This window comes from Yinghuangia sp. YIM S09857 (assembly GCF_051388915.1).
GTDB lineage: Bacteria > Actinomycetota > Actinomycetes > Streptomycetales > Streptomycetaceae > Yinghuangia.
In genome coordinates this window covers 83834-101859 of sequence record NZ_JBPKBH010000011.1, presented here as the reverse complement: position 1 = coordinate 101859, position 18026 = coordinate 83834, and the positions used below count along the sequence as shown (strand labels likewise).

The 18026-nt window shown below is 72.0% G+C and carries 16 protein-coding genes and 2 pseudogenes; 7 read left to right on the top strand and 11 right to left on the bottom strand.

The window, feature by feature from the left end:
* Positions 1–236 precede the first annotated feature (236 nt).
* Positions 237–593 (bottom strand): glyoxalase superfamily protein, encoded by a 357-nt coding sequence (locus ACRX5S_RS23525; protein WP_436775038.1) that lies wholly within the window; start codon positions 591–593, stop codon positions 237–239.
* 122 nt (positions 594–715) lie between these two features.
* On the opposite strand from ACRX5S_RS23525, the gene ACRX5S_RS23520 reads away from it, so the two are divergent.
* Both ACRX5S_RS23520 and ACRX5S_RS23515 read left to right on the top strand, forming a co-directional pair.
* Positions 716–1882 carry an acyl-CoA dehydrogenase family protein gene (locus ACRX5S_RS23520; protein WP_436775037.1) on the top strand — a complete coding sequence of 389 codons (1167 nt, stop codon included), beginning with the start codon at positions 716–718 and terminating at the stop codon, positions 1880–1882.
* A 26-nt stretch (positions 1883–1908) separates the two neighbouring features.
* Positions 1909–3129, top strand: coding sequence for a helix-turn-helix domain-containing protein (locus ACRX5S_RS23515; RefSeq protein WP_436775036.1), 1221 nt, complete (start codon positions 1909–1911; stop codon positions 3127–3129).
* Between the two features lie 122 nt (positions 3130–3251).
* Here ACRX5S_RS23515 and ACRX5S_RS23510 read toward each other — a convergent pair whose 3' ends face one another.
* Positions 3252–4361 (bottom strand): CHRD domain-containing protein, encoded by a 1110-nt coding sequence (locus tag ACRX5S_RS23510; protein WP_436775035.1) that lies wholly within the window; start codon positions 4359–4361, stop codon positions 3252–3254.
* 426 nt (positions 4362–4787) lie between these two features.
* Here ACRX5S_RS23510 and ACRX5S_RS23505 point away from each other — a divergent pair, with 426 nt between their 5' ends.
* Positions 4788–5216: a hypothetical protein gene (locus tag ACRX5S_RS23505; RefSeq protein ID WP_436775034.1), complete on the top strand. Its 429-nt coding sequence runs from the start codon at positions 4788–4790 to the stop codon at positions 5214–5216.
* 12 nt (positions 5217–5228) lie between these two features.
* On the opposite strand, the gene ACRX5S_RS23500 is transcribed toward ACRX5S_RS23505, so the two are convergent.
* Positions 5229–6596 (bottom strand): TIGR04013 family B12-binding domain/radical SAM domain-containing protein, encoded by a 1368-nt coding sequence (locus tag ACRX5S_RS23500; protein WP_436775033.1) that lies wholly within the window; start codon positions 6594–6596, stop codon positions 5229–5231.
* Between the two features lie 104 nt (positions 6597–6700).
* On the opposite strand from ACRX5S_RS23500, the gene ACRX5S_RS23495 reads away from it, so the two are divergent.
* Complete coding sequence (locus ACRX5S_RS23495) at positions 6701–7075, top strand: hypothetical protein (RefSeq protein WP_436775032.1); 375 nt, start codon at positions 6701–6703, stop codon at positions 7073–7075.
* Between the two features lie 53 nt (positions 7076–7128).
* Positions 7129–7446 carry an MTH1187 family thiamine-binding protein gene (locus ACRX5S_RS23490; protein WP_436775031.1) on the top strand — a complete coding sequence of 106 codons (318 nt, stop codon included), beginning with the start codon at positions 7129–7131 and terminating at the stop codon, positions 7444–7446.
* 142 nt (positions 7447–7588) lie between these two features.
* On the opposite strand, the gene ACRX5S_RS23485 is transcribed toward ACRX5S_RS23490, so the two are convergent.
* The 5 genes from ACRX5S_RS23485 to ACRX5S_RS23465 all read right to left on the bottom strand — a co-directional run bounded on the left by ACRX5S_RS23485 (position 7589) and on the right by ACRX5S_RS23465 (position 12384).
* The gene (locus ACRX5S_RS23485; RefSeq protein WP_436775030.1) at positions 7589–7810 is read right to left on the bottom strand and encodes a DUF5302 domain-containing protein; all 222 of its coding nucleotides are present in this window, start codon (positions 7808–7810) and stop codon (positions 7589–7591) included.
* Between the two features lie 155 nt (positions 7811–7965).
* On the bottom strand, positions 7966–9084 hold the full coding sequence (locus ACRX5S_RS23480; RefSeq protein ID WP_436775029.1) for an NUDIX domain-containing protein: 1119 nt from the start codon (positions 9082–9084) through the stop codon (positions 7966–7968).
* Positions 9085–9100: 16 nt separating this feature from the next.
* On the bottom strand, positions 9101–9955 hold the full coding sequence (locus ACRX5S_RS23475) for a hypothetical protein (protein ID WP_436775028.1): 855 nt from the start codon (positions 9953–9955) through the stop codon (positions 9101–9103).
* Between the two features lie 163 nt (positions 9956–10118).
* Positions 10119–11663 carry a sensor histidine kinase gene (locus ACRX5S_RS23470; protein ID WP_436775027.1) on the bottom strand — a complete coding sequence of 515 codons (1545 nt, stop codon included), beginning with the start codon at positions 11661–11663 and terminating at the stop codon, positions 10119–10121.
* Between the two features lies 1 nt (position 11664).
* The gene (locus ACRX5S_RS23465) at positions 11665–12384 is read right to left on the bottom strand and encodes a response regulator transcription factor (RefSeq protein WP_436775026.1); all 720 of its coding nucleotides are present in this window, start codon (positions 12382–12384) and stop codon (positions 11665–11667) included.
* A 247-nt stretch (positions 12385–12631) separates the two neighbouring features.
* Here ACRX5S_RS23465 and ACRX5S_RS23460 point away from each other — a divergent pair, with 247 nt between their 5' ends.
* A complete protein-coding gene (locus ACRX5S_RS23460; protein ID WP_436775025.1) occupies positions 12632–13195 on the top strand; it encodes a hypothetical protein in 564 nt (187 codons plus the stop codon).
* A 206-nt stretch (positions 13196–13401) separates the two neighbouring features.
* Positions 13402–13911, top strand: a complete 510-nt coding sequence (locus ACRX5S_RS23455; protein WP_436775024.1) for a hypothetical protein — start codon at positions 13402–13404, stop codon at positions 13909–13911.
* Between the two features lie 160 nt (positions 13912–14071).
* Here ACRX5S_RS23455 and ACRX5S_RS23450 read toward each other — a convergent pair.
* From ACRX5S_RS23450 to ACRX5S_RS23440, 3 genes and pseudogenes are all read right to left on the bottom strand, one after another.
* Positions 14072–14865: pseudogene (locus ACRX5S_RS23450) on the bottom strand (Mut7-C RNAse domain-containing protein).
* A gap of 197 nt (positions 14866–15062) precedes the next feature.
* Positions 15063–16477 (bottom strand): annotated as a pseudogene (locus ACRX5S_RS23445) (vWA domain-containing protein); the annotation flags it as partial.
* A gap of 29 nt (positions 16478–16506) precedes the next feature.
* Positions 16507–17817 carry an AAA family ATPase gene (locus ACRX5S_RS23440; RefSeq protein ID WP_436775023.1) on the bottom strand — a complete coding sequence of 437 codons (1311 nt, stop codon included), beginning with the start codon at positions 17815–17817 and terminating at the stop codon, positions 16507–16509.
* Positions 17818–18026: the final 209 nt, after the last annotated feature.

Genomic DNA, 18026 nt, shown 5'->3' with positions numbered 1-18026 from the left:
GCTCCTCCCCCCCCCCCCCCCTCGGCCGTGTGCCTTCGGCCTGCTCCGGATGTGCTCCCTATGTGCCTCCGATGTGCCTTCGGAGTGCCTTGGACGTGTCTTCGGCGCGATTTCGCGTGCGTTCCGTGGTTACCAGGCGGTAATTTCTTCACGTCGGTTGCGGCGGACAGCGATTGCGCCTGGAAGAGCGACGGGGGTTCCGGTGCGTCCAGAACAGGGACGAGGCTGGGATGGGTCTAGAACAGCGACGGGGTGCCGACGCGCACGCGGTTCCCGTCCGGGTCGGTGAGGTGCACCTCGCGCGCCCAGGGCTGCTCCTCGACGTGCGCCCCGAACTCCGCGGCGACCGCGTCGACGTCGTTCAGTCGGAGGTAGACGAGGGTGTCGGGACGCGCGTCGCCCTCGTGCTCGGACAGGAACAGCCGTACGCCGCCCCGCGCGACCGACACGAAGGCCGGAAAGTGCGGCTCGAAGCGGTGCTCCCACTCCTTGCCGAAGCCGAGGCGCGCGTACCACGCGACGGCCGCCTGCGCGTCGGCGACCCGGAGGACCGGGATCGCCTCCTCCACCATTTCGTTGCCGATCTCGCTCATGGCGCCATCATGGCGGGTCTTCCCAGACGCCGCCGCTCCAGCTAGCCTGCGTTAAATTAGCACTGCTAACCAGAAACGGCGCGCGGCACCGCGGGGGGCCGCGCCGGCACCCGAAGGCAGCCATGGATTTCGCGCTCACCGACGAGCAAAAAGCCGTACGCGACACCGCCCGGGCGTTCATCGCCAAGGAGGTGATGCCGCTGGAGCAGGAGGTGCTGCGCCGCGAACGCGCGCACCAGCCGAGCCTGGAGCCCGGCGAGTTGCGGGAACTCCAGCTCAAGGCGAAGAAGTTCGGCTTCTGGGGCCTGTCCACGCCGCAGGAGTACGGCGGCATGGACCTCCCGGCCGTCACCCAGTCGCTCATCTGGACCGAGATCGGCCGCTGCTTCGTGCCGTTCCGCTTCGGCGGCGAGGCGGACAACATCCTCTACTTCGCCGACGAGGACCAGAAGAGGGAGTACCTGCTCCCGACGATCGCCGGCGACCGCGTCTCGTGCTTCGCGATCACCGAGCCGGGCGCCGGATCCGACGCCGCGAACATCAAGCTGTCGGCCCGTCAGGTCGGCGACGAATGGGTCCTCAACGGCGAGAAGACCTTCATCACCAACGGCAACGACGCGGACTTCGCGATCGTCGTCGCGGTCACCGACAAGGACAAGGGCGTACGCGGCGGCGGCACCACCGCGTTCCTGGTCGACCGCGAAATGGGCTGGAAGTCGGAGTTCATCCAGACCATGGGCGAAGGCGGCCCCGCCTCACTGGTGTTCGAGGACGTACGCGTCCCCGCCCGCAACATCCTCGGTGAGATCGGGCAGGGGTTCACGCTCGGCATGAAGTGGATCGGCAAGGGCCGCTACGTCATCCCGTCCAACGGCATCGGCATCGCCGAGCGCGTCTTGCAGATGGCCGTCGACCACGCCAACACGCGCGAGACGTTCGGCCGGCCGATCGGCGAGAACCAGGCGATCCAGTGGATGATCGCCGACTCCGAGGTCGAACTGGAGGCCGCCCGAATGCTGGTGCTGCGCGCCGCGTGGGCGGTCGACCAGGGGCTCGAACCGCGGCACAGCTCCTCGATGGCCAAGCTGTACGGCGCCGGCATGGTCAACCGCGTCGTGGACCGCGCGCTCCAGATCCACGGCGGCATGGGCTACACGCGCGAACTCCCGCTGGAGCGCGCGTACCGCCAGGTCCGGCTGTACCGCATCTTCGAGGGCACCGACGAGATGCTGCGCCTGATCATTTCCCGTGACCTGCTCCGCGGTTACACCAAGCTCGGCCAGGTCTGACCGGCACGACGGCGAGGGATGACGCTATGGCACCCGTGTCCTCGATCGGGGTGGGCAACGCCCCGGTGAGTTCGGACGACCTGGTCGGGGCGCTGCTCGGCGGCGTCCCGGGAGACGGCCCGCACGACGGGGGCCTCGGCGCGCCGGTCCGGGCGGCCGGTGGCGCCGTGCTCGGCGCCGCCGACGCGCGTGACACGTGCGGCGCTCGCGAACGCCGCGGCTCTCGCGACCGGCATGGGCCGCATGACGGGCACGACGTGCGTGACACGCACGACGCGTGTGCCCTGCATGACGCGCACGATCCGCGTGATCCGCATGACCCGCGCAGCCTGCGTGATCCGCGTGACCCGCGCGACTCGCGTGAGGCGCAAGACCCGCGCGCTGTACGTGATTTGCGCGCCGCGCAGGACCCGCGGGACCCACGCGATCCGCATGACCCGCATGACCCGCGCAACCCCGGGCCGGTCGGGGCCGAGATGGCGGCGATGCTCCTCGGGTTGCCGGAGCACGGGACGTACGCGGTGCTCGCGCTCACCAGCGTGGTCGACGACGGGGCGCCCGCCCAGGGCCACTTGGCGTCCCGGGGCGGTGCACGGCCGAGCGGAGGTCACGGGACGGCGGGTGCGACCGGCACCCCGGGGGGCCTGCAAGTCGGGTCCGGGATGCGCGCGGTGTGGTGCGCGGCGCCGCCGTCGCCGCGGGCCCCGACGACCGGGGCGTCCGGCCACCGGTGTTCGGGGCCGCACGTCCGGGCACACGCGATCGTCCACCTGGGGGACGCCGAACTCGCCGACCTGGTCAAGGCGTTGGACCCGCCGCCGGGGCTGCGCGTGGGCGTCAGCCCGGCGGTGGACGGCCCCGCGGAGCTCGCGCGCGGCCGCGTCCTGGCCGAACGCGCCCTGCGCGCCAACCCGGACGCACCGGTGGCGGTGCTGGAGGAGCGCCTGCCCGCGGCCGTGGTCGCGGACAGCCCCGACCTGGCCCGGCTGCTGATCTCCCGGGCGCTCGGTCCTGTCCTCGAACTGCCGTGCGCCGACCGGGACTCCCTGCTGAGCACGCTGCGCGCCTGGCTGGAGTCGGGTGGCTCGACGCGGCGAGCCGGGAACCGGCTGTTCTACCACCCGAATACGGTGCTCAACCGGCTGCGCCGCTACGAGCAGTTGACGGGACGTCTGCTCGGCGACCCGGTCTCCGTGGTGGAGCTGTCGTTGGCGCTGGACGCCTACCGGCTCGCGGAGGCGCGCTGATCTGCCCTCGCCGGGGCTGACTTCACGTGTGGGAGGGCGAGCGCTCGCGTGGGGCGCACTGACACGCCAATCGGCGGGGCCGGGCGCGTTCGCGGCCCGGCCCTGCCGAACGGCCATGCTGCTCAGCCGAGTTGGCCGCGAACCGCGCCGCCGGAGAACTCGCCGGTGTGCAGGTTGGTGTAGAAGCCCGCGGGGTTCGCCGACATCTCCGCGACTATCTCCGGCTTCACGCCTTCGACGGTGCCGGACAGCCCGGTGATCGACTGCGGCAGGCCCTTCTCGGACGCCCACAGCGGGGCGACGACATCGCCGTTCCGGCCGGCTGGGGCCTTGTGCACGTGGCCGAGGGTGGGCGGTGCGACGTTCTTCCAACTGAAGGCGTAATCAACGCAGTTGCCCCACGGGCGCACGGCCGTCACGGCACGGCCGTCCTGGTCGTCGATCGGCTTGTCGTCCTTGTTCGGGACCTCCTGCGCGCCGGTCGCGTTCACCGTCAGCGTGCCCTCGGGCTTGCCCGTCCTCAGCACGGAGTTCAGGTCGACGGGCTTGTCAAGCCTGGTGAGCTGGCCGCGCACCGCGCCGCCCGGGAACTCGCCGGTGTGCAGGTTGAAGTACCAGTTGCCGGGGTTGTTCCGGATGCGGTCGAGCAGCCCAGGATCGGCCACCGCCACGCTGCCGGTGGCGGCGTTTGCGGTGTCCGGCAGCGGCGACGCGAAGAACGGCACGACGACCGCGCCGTTCGCACCCTTCGCGCCCTGGTGGATGTGTGCGGCCGAAGGCGCGGCGATGTTCTGCCACTTGATGGCGAACGCCATCTGGTTGCCCTTGATGCGCACGTACGCGGTGGCCTTGCCGTCCTGGTCGCCGACCGCCTTGCCGTCAGTGCCGGGGACTTCCTCGGTCCCGGTCAGGTTCGCGACGAAGAACACCTCGTCGCCCGCGGCCGGTTCGGCCGCACCGGTGTCCCTGGCCTGGTCCGCGGGCGGCCCTCCGGCGGCGGCCGGATCATGGCCGGAGCCGTGCCCGGCGTCCGGCGGGGAGGCCGACGGCGCGTTCTGGCCGGGCGCGTCCGCGGATGCCTGGCCGCCGGTGTCCGCCGGGGCGTTCTGCGGCGCGTTCCCGGGCGGCGCCGCGGACTTCGCGTCGCCGTCCGACGACCCGCAAGCCGTCAAACCGGTCATAAGGACCGCGGTGAGCATGGCTGCGGGCAGCGTGAACCTGCGAACGGACATGGTGGACCCCCATGGCAAATTGCCGGATTGACACGGTGTGTTGTCGAGCCTCAGTACGCGGCCGCCCCTCCAGCGGGTTCAACCGCCTCGGAACTTTTTCCGGGCCCGTGCCCGCGCCCGCGCTGCGTCGCGGCACAGCCGTTCGGGTGGACGCGCTGGGCCGTACGGGTGGACTCGATTGCGGCACGCGGAAACCAACCGATGGGGTCGGCGGTGAAGCGCCGTGCGGGACTGCGGAGTTCCCCCGGCACGCCCGGAACGGCCCTTGGGACACTGCTGGAGGCAGGCATGCGTACCTCGACCACCACCGCAACGGCCATTGCCGCAACGACCATCGCGGCAACGAGCACCACCGCAACGCCCACCACCGCAACAAGCACCACGGCCGTCGCGGCCGGTGGCGCAGCAACCGACGCAGGAACGACCGTGGACCTCCGCCCGCCCTGCCGTACCGTGCGTGGAACCCTGCGCCGAATCAGCGGTTCCCTGGCCGCACTTGCCCTCGCCGCCGCCGCTCTCGTCGCCGGCCCCGGCAACGCGGCGGCGAGCGTCGGCACGGCGGCACCCTCGGACGGCCGCGTACAGAAGTCCGACCTGTGCCCCGAGGGGTACGTGTGCCTCTTCCCGGGCGGCATCGGCGTACCCGAGCCCCACCTCATCCCGGAGTGCGGCAGCGAGTACTTCGCGTCCCCGTACATCGCCTCGTCGGTCGAGAACCGCACCAACGTGATCGTGTGGGTCACCACCGCGGACGGCGCGGCGACGTGGATCCCGCCGCACGGCAGCCTCACCCTGTGGCCGGTCGCACCGGTCGACTCCGTTGTCTCGCAGTGCTTCGTCCCGCTCCCCTTCTGACGGCACGAACTCTCAGACGCGGCGCCGACGTTCGCGGCGCGGATACGCCTTCGCCGTCTCCGCCAGCCGCCGCGCGTGCTCGGCCTGGCGCTGCCAGTGCCCATACAGGTCGCCGCGCGCGGCGAGTTCGTCGAACCGGCGGATGGTGGCCGGCGCCACCACCGCCGGTTCGGCGTCCCGCCACGGCGTCCCCGGCAGCGGCATGAACGTGTGCGCGTGGATGCGCGCCCCCAGACCCGTCAACTCGTCCGCGAGCGACAACGACGCGTCGGCGTCCGCCTCCTCCTCGCCCGGCATCCCGAAGATGAAGTCGACGTTCGGCCGGAACCCCTCCTGTACCGCGATCCGCACCGCATCACGCACCGGCTGCACCCCGTGCCCGCGCTTCGCCGCGTCCAGAATCCGGTCCGAACCCGACTGCGCGCCGATGATGACGTTGTCGTTGGACACGTACCGCTTCAACAGCCGCATCGCCTCGACGGTCACATGCTCGGGCCGGATCTCCGACGGGAACGACCCGAAGAACAGCCGCCCGTGCGGCAGCATTTCCTCCCGGCACCCGGCCAGCAGCTCCTCGACGGCGTCCAGGTCCGGCGTCTCGTCCTGCGTCCCGTACGACAGACACGTCGGCGTGATGAACCGCACGTCCTTCAACCCGCGCTCCGACATCTCCCGCACATGCCACCGCACGCTCTCCACGCTCCGGTGCCGGAACCGCGCACTGAACGCAAACGGCGTCTGGCAGAACCGGCAGCTGTAGATGCAGCCGCGGGTGATCTCGATCGGGCCGAAGCGGTGCAGGCCGAGGGCGAAGGACGGGGTTGCGTCGAGGGGGCCGCGGACGGAGGTGCCGGTGCGCAGGGCCCTGCCGTCGGTGTCGCGCAGCGCGAGGCCCGGGACGCCGGTGAGCGGTTCGCCGCGGCCGAGGGCGGCGACGAGGGAGACGAACGTGGCCTCGCCCTCGCCGATCGCCGCGAGGTCCCAGCCCGCGTCGAGGATCTGCTGCGGCTCGGCGGTCGCGTGCACGCCGCCCGCGACGTGCACGACGCGTGGGTCGTCGACGGCCGCGCGGACGTCGGCGAGTTCGGCGGCCATGGCCTCGGCGTCGGGGGAGTAGAACGACCAGGGCACCAGGACGCGCGCGGCACCGGCGTCGAGTGCGGCCGTGATCAGCTCGGCGGTCTCCTCGGCCGTGCGGCCCAGCCACACGTCGTGCGCCGCTTCGGGCGGGTTCGCCTCCAGCGCCCCGAGCAGCGCGTGCATGCCGTAGGTCACGGCCTTGCGGTAGCGCACCACCACGGCGACGTCGAGCGGACGCCCGGTTCGGGCGGGCAGGCCGAGTGGGCCGGGGGCGGTGCGGCGCGGGTCGTACGCGGACATGCCGCCACGGTACCGGGGCGCGACGGGTGTCCCCCCCGGGTGCCAGGATGCGGGCATGACCGCACCGGCGGGCGACCGCCGGACGATCAACGGGGAGGCGGAACGTGCGGGACGACGTGCGCGGCGAAGAGCAGCCGGACCAGGGCCGCGAGCTGCTGGCCGTATCGGTGCGCAGCGAGGACGGGAACACGGTCGACTGGCCGACCGTCCCGGGCCTGTACCGGCTCCTGGAGCGGATCGGCGCGGAAGGCGACACGTTCCTGGTGGTCGAGCGCATCCCGGGCGACGAGCAGTACTACGTACAGACGCGGCGTGACGAGGGAGAGCCCTACCAGGTCGAATACCGCGACGGCTCCGCAAAGATGCACTTCCAAGCCGACATCGACTCCACCGCCCACGTACTGGCCGTCTTCGTGGCCTGGGCCCGCGGCGAGGAGAACTGGAAAGGCCCCCACTCCTGGCGCCGCCTGCGGCTGTGAGGGGGCGCGGTGGTTAGGGTTGACGGGGGCCTTGTCGTTTCGGGAGGTTTGTCGTGATCGTTGCCTTTTCTGTTGCGCCGCTGGGGATCGGTGAGGACGTGGGGGAGGCCGTCGCCGAGGCGGTGCGGGTGGTGCGGGCCAGTGGGTTGCCCAATGAGACCACGGCGATGTTCACCAGCATCGAGGGCGAGTGGGACGAGGTCATGGCCGTCGTCAAGGACGCTGTGGAAGCGGTGCGCGCTCGCAGTGGGCGGGTGACCATGACGCTCAAGGCCGACATCCGCGACGGGGTCACGGACGGGCTGACGAAGAAGGTCGAGACGGTCGAGCGCTATCTGGCGGAACACCCGGAAGGGCGGGCCGACGCATAAGGTCGGGCCCGCCCCGGGTGCCGGGCGGTGCTGGTGCTGATGTGGTGCTGACGTGGTGCTTGTGTGCTGCCCGGGTGATGCAGGATTTGCAGCGGTGTTGCACGGTGCTGCACGGGCGGTCCGGGTGCTGTGCCCCCGGGTGTCAGCCGCCGCTCTTGCGCTGGAACGTGCGCTGCTGCGCCGCCGGGCCGTGGGCACCGCCGTGCACCTTGGGGTGCTCGTCCTGGCCGACCTCGACCGAGTCCGTCTTCACCCCGCGCTTGCGGTCCAGCGCCTCGCGGAACTTGCGCTTGAGGTCGTCGTTCGTGTTGCCCGCCTCCGCGGGGGCGTCAGCGTCCCGCGCTTCGGTCGTGTCGTCAGCCATGGAGCCCTCCTTGCCGGTGCGGCGCCCGCCGGGCGCCGGTACTGCCGAACGCCCCCAGCCAACCACGGACCGCGCGATCCGGCTCGCGACCCGCCGTTCCGCCGCGCTCGGCGGACTGTCCGCCCAGGTGGAGGGTGGCGAGAGCCGGGGAGAGGCTAGGTGAAGGCGACACCTTCCTTGGGGACCTCCTCAAGCGTCCATGCGTCGCAGATCGGCACGTCCAGGCGCTCGTGCGCGGCCCGTTGCGCGTCGCGGGCCTCGGCGACGGACGCGTCCCCGCCGCCGAGCAGCGACGCGATCAGGCGCGGCGACGCGAGCAGGCGCCGCCAGGTCGAACCGGTCGCGGGGTCGACCGCGGCGGGACCGAGCGAGGCCAACCGGGCGGCGGTGCGCACGCGGGCGCTCGGCTCGCCGCCGTACATGAGGCCCTGGTGGTCGAGCAGGTAGCCGACGTACGCCGTCTCCGCGAGGACCGCCCCCGCCTCCTCGTACGCCTCCCGCCGCAGCGTCGCCAACGCGTCGGTGTCGTCGGGCTCGACGGTGCCGCCGGGCATGTTGAGGCAGCCGTCCGGCGCCGCGAGTACCAGCGCGCGCCCGTCGGGGGCGAACAGCCAGCCCCAGGACTGCCGGGTCGGCAACCCCGGCGGCACCGGCTCGTCCGGGTGCCAGGTCCACGGCCCGCCGATCCGCGTCCACTCCAGCACGCCGAACTCACGGCGCAGCGGCACGTTGACGTGGTCCACGCTCGGCAACGGCGCGAGCGCCGACGCGCCGGGGGAGTGCGCGACGGGGGTGCCCGGCTCCTGGAAGTGCAGGGCGTACGGGTGCCCTTGCGCGATCGCGTCCAGGCCGGCCCGCACGTACGCCACCATGCCGCCCGGCACGGCGTCGAGGTCGTCCAGGTCCGCCCACATCAGATCGCTGTGCTTGTGCGGCTCGGCGTTGTACGGGCGGCCCGCGCCGCCGGGCAGCCCCAGCGCGCGGAAGAACCAGCCGTTGCGGGTCTTGCCGGTGGCGAGCGGTCCGCGGTGCTGCATCACCAGTTCGCAGCGCAGGAGTTCGCGGGTCAGCGCGACCCCGGTCTCCTCGCGGGTCTCGCGCAGGGCCGCGGCGACGACGTCTTCGCCGTCCTCGACATGGCCGGAGGGGAGCGTCCAGAGGCCCGGTCCGTAGTCGGCGTCGGGCGCGCGGCGCAGCAGCAGGACGCGGCCGCCGTCGACGATCAGGACGTGGACGTCGGTCGCCCCCAGGTAGCGCGAACTTCCGTCGCTCATCGGCGACTCCCCGTTGTCATGGCGCGATCAGCACCGGGGGTTCCGGGATGTCGGTCGGCCGGGCGGTTGAGTGCTCGTCGAGACCGAGGTCGACCGCGGACCACACCTTGTAGTTGATGTGTTCCATGGCGACGAGCTTGAGGTCGCTGTGCATGGTCTTGGCAGGCGGGTCGATCGCCGTGCCGTCGCTGCGAGCCACCTCGATGAGGACCACGAAGTGGCCGTTGGCGAACGGACCGAGGTAGGAGCCGGACGCGAGGGGGCCGTGCCAGGTGGGGTATTCCTCGGAGAAGTGCAGCCCGGAGTCCGGCGGCGGGGGGATGAACGACACCCAGTCGCCGTCGCTGCGTCCCGCAGACATGCGTTCGGCGAGAGTTTCGGCGGCGGCCTTGTCGACCACCGACACGACCGACAGCTGAGCCACATGCGTCCTCGCCCCGTTGGTCCACAGCGAGCGGACGATGCCGATGCAGGTGTCGTCGAGCAGCGGTTGCATCTTGGGCTCGGCGGCGTTGCACGTCTTGGTGTCCTGCGCGACTTGGGTGTACGGCCGGTTCTGGATCGTGGTCGGCCCGAGCTCCGGGAACCACACCTCTGCGGTGAAGGGGTCGGTGTCGCCGGCGGCGTTGTTCCAGTCGCTCTTGGGGCCGGTCGCGGTGGGTGGGAGCGACGGCGTGTCGGCCGGGGCTTGCGTCGCGGCGGGAGGTCGGGCGGTGACGCCCGGTCCCGAGTCGCGGGGAGGCGCCGCTTCCCCGTTTCCCGCGGTGGTCAGGAGCGCGGCGATCAGCGCGAGGGCGACGCCCGCCGTGGCCCCGGTGGCGATCCACGGATTGCGCCCCGAGGGACGGCCGGGGACGGGCTGCTGCTCCATGCGCCGACCGTATTGTCCCGCGCGGGTACGGCGCAATCGTCACACAGCGCGAACGTCCTTGACAGATCGTCGTGTCGGGCCGTCGCGTCGGAGGACGTCGAGTCCGAGGGACGTCGCATCGGAGGGACGTCGCGTCGGAGGGACGTCGCGTCGGTAGTCCGCGTCAGATCGCCGCGACCGGGAGCCGAACCGTGAAGCGCGCTCCGCGGGTGCCGTCCGGTCGGTCGCCCGCCTCGATCGTCCCGCCGTGCCGCTCCACGATGGTGCGGGCGATCGCGAGGCCCAGGCCGGTGCCGCCGGAACGGCCCTCGCCCGCGCGTTCGGGCGTACGGGTCCGCGCCGCGTCCGCCCGGGTGAACCGCTCGAACAGGTGCGGCCGGAACTCCACTGGTACGCCCGCTCCGTCGTCCTCCACGGCGAGTGTCACGGTGTGCGCGTCCGCGGACAGCGACACCGTCACGACGCCCTCCGCGTGCCGCGCGGCGTTGTCCAGCAGGTTGCGGACGAGCCGTGTCAGGTCGTCCCGCGAACCGCGCACGGGGGCCGCCGATACGCGCGACGTGTCGACGTGCACCGGGGTCACCGACCGCAGGCGCGCGGCCTCTTCGAGGGTCACGTCGTCCAGGTCGAAGAGCGACACACGCGACGGCGGGCCGCCTTCGTCCTCGCGCGCGAGGAACAGCAGGTCCCGGACCAGGCGTTCCATCGCGAGGTCGGCGTCGAGGAGGCCACGCGCGGTGCCAGGCCAGTCCGTTGCCTCGGGATGTGCGAGGGCGACCTCCAGTTGCGCGCGGAACGAGGCGAGCGGGGTTTGGAGTTCGTGCGAGGCGTCCGCGACGAACGCCCGCTGCCGGTCTCCAGCGTGCTCCAGGCGCGCGAGCATCGCGTTCATGGTGCGGGCGAGGCGTCCGATCTCGTCGTCGGTGGGCGGCACCGGGACGCGGCGGTCGAGGGCGTGTTCGGAGATGTCCGCGACCTCGGCGCGGATCGCCTCGACGGGACGCAGCGAGCGGCCGACCACGAGCCAGGTGGTGAGGGTCAGGAGGACGAGCAGGGGCGGGAGCCCGGCGAGGAGGGTGAGGCGGACGGTGCCGACCGGTTCGGTGACGCGGTCCATGTTGCTTGCCACGTAGACGGTGCGTCCGCCGTCCTCGGCGACCTGGGCGGCGACGCGGAAGGTCTCGGGCTCGCCGTCCTCGTCGTGGCCGCGGAGGGTGCGGAGGTCGGGGTCGTCCTCGTCGGCTCTGTCGTCCGACTCGTCGGTGTCTTCGACTTGCGCCGCGTTGTCCGTGTTGCCGACTCGGCCCGCGTCGCCCGTGTTGCCGACTCGGCCCGCTTCGTCCGTGTCGTCCGCCTTGTCCGTGTCGTCCTCGCCGTCGCCCGCGGAACTGCGGGCGTTGTTCAGGAAGAGGGTGAACGGTGGTGAGGCGGCGCTGAATTCGTCGGACGAGGCGGCGACGATACTGCCGTCCGCGGCGACCACGAGCGCGATGTCCTCGTCCCCCGCCGTGTCGAGTTCGGTGCCGGCTGCGATGCCCGGGGCGACGGCGGCGAGGTCCCGGGCGCGGTCGCCGAGCGTACGGTCGAGCCCGTCGCGCAGCGAGGACTCCAGGATTGCCAGCAGGCCGAACGCGCCGACCGCGAGGGCGAGTGCGACGACGAGCGAGGCGGCGGCGGTGGCCCGGGCGCGGACGGAGCGGGGGCGCATGTCAGGCCCCGTTCCGGCGGGGCGTGGGGCCGGATGAACCGCCGTCGGATGTGTCGTCGTCGAGGCGGTAGCCGACGCCGCGCACGGTCCGCAGCGAGTTTCGGCCGAAGGGTGCGTCGATGCGCAGTCGGAGCTGGCGTACGTACACCTCCACGATGTTGGGATCGCCGTCGTACGCGAAGTCCCACACGTGGTCGAGGATCACCGCCTTCGACAGCACCTCGCCCGCGCGCGTCATCAGCAGTTCCAGCAAAGCGAACTGGCGCGGCGTCAGATCGATCGCCCGGTCACCGCGCGCGACGCGGTGGGCGGCGGGGTCCAGGCTCAGGTCACCCACATGGAGGACCGGCGGACGTGTACGTCGACCGCGGCGCAGCAGCGCCCGCAGGCGGGCCACGAGCACGACGTACGAAAAGGGTTTGGAGAGGTAGTCGTCGGCGCCCGCGTCGAGTGCGCGCGCCTCGTCGAGTTCGCCGTCCTTGGCGGTGAGCATCAGGACGGGCACCCAGTTGTCGGCCGCGCGCAAGCGGGCGCAGAGCGTGCCGCCGTCGAGGCCGGGGAGCATGATGTCGAGGACCAGGGCGTCGTACGGGTTCTCGGTCGCCATCCACAGCCCGTCCGTGCCGTCGTGTGCGACGTCGACGGCGAAGCCCTCGTGTTCGAGACCGCGTTTGAGGGCCAGGGCAAGGTCCGTGTCGTCTTCGACCACCAGGATGCGCACCCTCCAACCGTGACATGCCGCACCTGAACGGGAGCTGAATGCGCGTTCGCGCGCGTGGCGGCGTCGGGCGTTGGGCGGCGTCGGGCGTCGGGCGTCGGGCGTCGCGCGGCGTCGGGCGTACGTGTGCGGCCGTACGGGTGAACGGGGTGGGCCGCGTTCAGCGGACCTTCAGGATCGGCGTCGCACGATGGCAGTGGCCGCGGTGGCCGGACGGGCCGCCGCGGGATCCGTGAGGAGGCAGGACGGCATGCGCAGGAAGCTGGTGATCGGGGCCGCGGCACTCGCCTTGGCCGGAGGGGCGACCGCCGGGACACTCGCGGTCGCGTCGGCGTCGTCGTCGGAGTCGGCATCCGAGTCGGCATTGGGGTCGGAGTCGGCGTCGGGGTCGGTGACCGCATCCGCGTCGGAGCGCGACGACGCGCCGGTCGCACCGACGGACGCGGACGCGGCACGGGCGGCGGCGGTGCAGGCGGCCGGTCCGGGCAGCGTCGCGGGCGAGGTCGAGCGGGAGGACGCGGACGACGACGGGGACGACGGCGGGGACGACGACCGCGAGGTCTGGGAGGTCGACGTCACGCGGGCGGACGGCACCCGGGTGGACGTGAGCCTCGACGCGGGGTTCAAGGTGCTCGTGGTCGAGCCGGACGACCGGGACGACGGTCCGGACGTGGACGGCCGGGACGACGACCGTGCCGACCAGGACGGGCCCGACGACGACGCTCACGATGACGATGGTCCGGACGACGACGGTCCGGACGACGACGGACCTGACGACGACGGTCCGGACGACGACGGTCCCGACGACGACTGAGCGGATGTCCGCGCCGGGGTGAACGTCCCGGCCGCACGGCGGAGGGCCTGGGGAATGTGAAGACACGACCGAGGTGCGCACCCCTGCCCCCGCCGCGCGGCCCCACCGCGCGCCCCCGCCGTGCGCGCGGCCGAACAATCCAACTGATCAGCCACAAAAGGGTGTTCGCTGCGGCGCCCAGCGCCGGGATCTGCCATTCTGCGTGCGTGACCGTCATAGCAGGCAAGATCCTCGAAGACCGCATCGTCATCGCGGCGGACTCGCAGGTGACCTGGGGCCAGGCGAAGACAGAGGGCACGAAGCTCTACAAGATCGGCGAGAACCTGGTCTTCGGCGGCTCGGGCCACCTGCGTGACGTCAACCTCATGCGCCTCTTCCTCGACACCCATATGCCAGCATCCGCGGACGAGCGCGATGTGCTGGAGTTCTATGCGGAGTACATCGAGTGGTCGAAGCGCAAGATGAGCGGGTTCGAAGCGCACTCGTCGTTCCTGTTCGGGTTCGACGGCAAGCTGTTCGAGATCGACTCGGACTTCGACGTCACGTACGCCGAGTTCGCCGCGATCGGGTCCGGCTGGGAATATGCCCGTGCCGCACTGCACTTGGGCCACTCACCGCAGGAGGCCGTGCAGGTCGCGTGCGACCTCACCATCTTCTGCGCGCCGCCCGTGACGGAGTTCGGCATCGCGCGGCAGACGGCGAGTGAGGCGGGGTAGGACGGCTTGGGGGTCCGTCGGGGCCAGGGCGATTGAACTCGCCTCCACGGTGGACCCGTTGACTGCCTCTGCCTCTGCCTCTGCCTCTGACTCTGCCTCTGACTCGGCTTCTGTGTCTGCCTACGCGCCTGCGGCTGGCTTCGCGGCTGCCGCCGTTGAGCTACGACGGCTCGGTCGCGTCGGCGGGATCGGCGGTGTCCGCGACGGTCCGCAGCGCGGTGGCGACGATCTCGTCCAGCCTCCCGCCGTGCGAACCGTGCCAATAGACGCGGCGGCACGCGGTGCAGCGGGCGAACGTGTCGAACGACGCGAGCGTGCGTGGCTCCACGTCCTCCACCACTGACTCCTTGGCAACCGTGACAGTGGTCCGTTGCAGGACGTGCAGCGCGTCCACGGCGCCAACTCCGGCGCGAACCGGCGCAGCAGGTCGTCGAGTTGCACGTCCGGACGCGTCCCGCGCACGTACGCTCCGAACCACAGGTTGCGACGACGCAGCAGGCCGCGGTCCTGCGTGAGCAGCACGCGGCGTTCGGCGTTCGCCTGTTCGACCAGCACCGGGTCGTCGCAGTCGTTGTGGTACGCCGTGTCCAGCCCGACCAGCCGCATCCGGCGGGCGAGTGCGCCGAGGTGGACGTCCAGCAGGAACCGCAGCCCGGGGCCGGGGACTTGCTGCGGTCGGGCGACCGCGAACACCTCGACCGCCTCGCCGCCGCGCGGACGGTACGCCGCATCGGTCCGCGCCCCGTCGACCACCAGCCGCCCGACCTCGGGCAGCGGTACGCCTGCCGACTCGACCAGGTGGCCGAGCGTCGAGTCGTCGGCGACCGCCGCCGTCACCCGTCCCTCGCGAAGTCGCGGCGGGAGGAAGCGGTGGAGGTCGTCGGCGAGGGTGAATGTGATGGTGGGCGCGGCCGACGCGACGGACGGGCGCCCGGGGGAGTCAGATCCGGACATGCGGTCAGCATGGCATTGCGGCGGTATCGAGGCCGAGGGATTTAGAGCCGGCGAGTCGTTGGGGGCCGTGTCTGCGGCGAGTCCTTCTCTGAGGCGAGTTCTTCCCTGCGCCGAGTCTTTGTCTGTGGCGAGGCGACGTCTGTGGGCGAGGTGTTGTTCGTGGGCGTGCGGTCGCTCGGTGGCAAGCCGTCGGGCGTTCAGCCGATCTCCACGGTCCGGGCCCATTCTGGTGGGAGATCGGGGACGTATTCCGCGTCGCTGTGTTCGCTCCACGTGCGCCTGTTCCGCGGGAACAGCCCGACGACCGTGCGGCACGGCGGGCGGTGTTCGGGCCACGGCGTCTGGCCGTCCGTGAGGACGACGACCACGTCCGGCCGCGGATTGGCGCGCAGGGCCTTCGCGAAGCCCGCGCGCAGGTCCGTACCGCCGCCGCCGATCAGGGGGATGTCCTCGGCCCGGCACACCTGGCCGACGGACTGGGGTGCCGCGTCGCACNGCGCAAGCCCTCCCCACCCCCCCCCCCCAGGTCCGTACCGCCGCCGCCGATCAGGGGGATGTCCTCGGCCCGGCACACCTGGCCGACGGACTGGGGTGCCGCGTCGCACGACATGACGGTGACCAGGTCCCTGCGTCCCCCGACCGTCCGGGTGATGGCCGCAACTTCCCGGAGCGCGCTGCCGAGTTCGGCATCGCTCACCGAACCGGATGTGTCGATGACCACCGTGACCCGCGGCGGCATGCGTCGGAGGCTGGGCAGGACGGCACCCGGCACGACGGGTGAGCGCCGCGACGGTCGGCGGTACGTGTAGTCCTCGCCCGTACCGCCGGACGACGCGGCCGCGCGTACCGCCGCGCCAAGCAACTCCCGCCAGGGCTGCGGCGGTTGGAACGCCTCCTCGGCCCATCTGCGCCACCCGGCCGGGGCGTCTCCCGGGCGTCCCCTGATGCCCTCGGCGACGCGGAAGCGCACCGCGTCGCGCTCCTGCTCGCTGAGGCCGTGCGCGCCGTCCGGGCCGAGGTCCCATGGACGTTCGAGCCCGTCGGCACCGCTGCCGCACTCCAGCCAGGCGAAGTCCTGGGTCAGCGGCCCGAGTCTGAACCGCTGCAGGTACTCCTCCATGAGTTCGTTCTCGGGAAGCTCCAACTGCTTGGGATACACGGCGCCTTTGGGCCGGATCAGACCGTCGCCGTAGACGTCGTCGTTGATTTCGCAGTCCGCGGCGATGTTCATGCGCAGCCGCTCGGCCGCGCCGGTCAGGCCGCGCTCGTCTGCGAAGCGGTCGCTGCGCCCGTGGTGGTCGCGCAGCAGGTGCGCGACCTCGTGCACCCATACGGCGGCCAGCTCCTCGAACGACACGCGGTCGACGTAGGCGGGTGAGACGTAGCAACGCCAGTGCCGGTCGACGCCCATGGTGGGGACTTGCCGGGACTCCACCACGTGCAGGGCGAAGAGGGCCGTGGCGAGGTAGGGGCGTACCCGGGCGGCGTGCAGGCGGGCGGCGAAGAGCTTTTCGCGGTCGAGGGTCGGTGGTCCGTGGGTGGTGGGGGCGGAAGGGGGCGTTGGGGATGTCACGGTGGTCGGTGTCATCGGTGTCATCGGTGTCATCGGTGTCATCGGTGTCATAGGTGTCGTCGGTGTCGTCATCGGGAGACCCTCCGGGACGTTCCGGCCGAGCCGTTGGCGGCTGCGAGGTCCGCGCGGCGGGAGATGTCCACGACCCCGGCAAGGCGTCCGATCGACTCCGGGACGTCCCATTCCTCGCGGCGCAGCGACGCGAGCGTGGTCGCGGGCACGACCACGAGGTCCGGCGCGCCGGTGTCCAGGGCGCGGACGAGCAGCGACCAGGCCGCGTCCCAGCGGGACTTGTCCGGTCGGTTGCGGACCGCCTGGACGACGCCGTCGAGGACGACCTGCCGCAGGTCGCCGCGTTCGGGCAACTCGGCCGAGTTCGGGTCGGCGAGGAGGAGTTCGGGGTCCGGGAGGTCCATCCGGTCGATGTGCGCGAGGAGTTCGAGGCCGGGTCCGTCGCCGACGGTGCCCCTGACGAGTTGCGAGAGAACGACGCGGGACGCGTCCGCGGCGGTGGCGAACGCCGTGAGAGCGACCGTCATTTCCCAGCTCCGCGGGGACGGCCACGGACCGCCGCGCCGGGCCTCGGTGGCGGGCAGGCGGTGCATGAGAGCCGGCCGCGCCGCCAATAGGCCGCATACCGCGCGACGGGCGAACTCGACGGCCTGCGGCAGCTTTTCGGGATCGAGACGGGGGAGATCGGCGTACGGCCAGGTGCCGCCGAGACCGCGTACGACCACCTCGTGCTCATGGGTCCACTGGAGATGGACGAAACGGTTCGCGAGCGGCGGGCTCAGCTCCCAGCCGTCGGCGGCCGACGAACGGGGGTTCGCGGCGGCCACGATCCGCACCCCGGGCGGAAGTTGCAGCGCGCCGATGCGGCGTTCCAGGACGAGGCGGAGCAGGGCGGCCTGCACGGCCGGTGGGGCGGTGGAGAGTTCGTCGAGGAAGAGCAGTCCGCGGCCGGCGTCGGCGAGTTGTACGGCCCAGTCCGGCGGGGCCATCGGGACGCCTTGACGGGCGGGGTCGTCGCCGACGATGGGCAGGCCGGAGAAGTCGGAGGGCTCGTGGACGCTGGCGATGACGGTGGTGAGCGGGAGTTCGAGGGTGGCGGCGAGCTGCGTCAGGGCGGCGGTCTTGCCGATGCCGGGCTCGCCCCAGAGCAGCACGGGCAGGTCGGCGGCCACGGCGAGGGTCAGCGCGTCGAGCTGGGCGTTGGGGCGGGGTTCGGTGGTGGTGTCGCGGAGGAGAGCGAGGAGTTCGGCGGCGACGTCCAGGTCGGAGGGGGAGTTGGGGGTGTGGGTGTGGGCCGGCTTGGGCGCGGGGACGGGCGCGGGCGACGCGGCGGTTTCGGGCGTGACTGCGGGCTGCGTTGCGAGCATGTGGGATCACCTTTGGGGTTGGTAGGCCTGATGGGGCTGATGGGGCTGATAGGGCTGATGGGGCTGATGGGGCATGACGGGCCTGACGGGGCCTGGTCGGATCTAGTGGGGCCGGGTTTGCCCGGGGTGCCGGTGGTGTTGCCGAAGTCGGGTGTGCCGCGGGCGAGCGCGAAGGCGCTGCGGGTGCAGGGGCGGAACTCACTGCCATT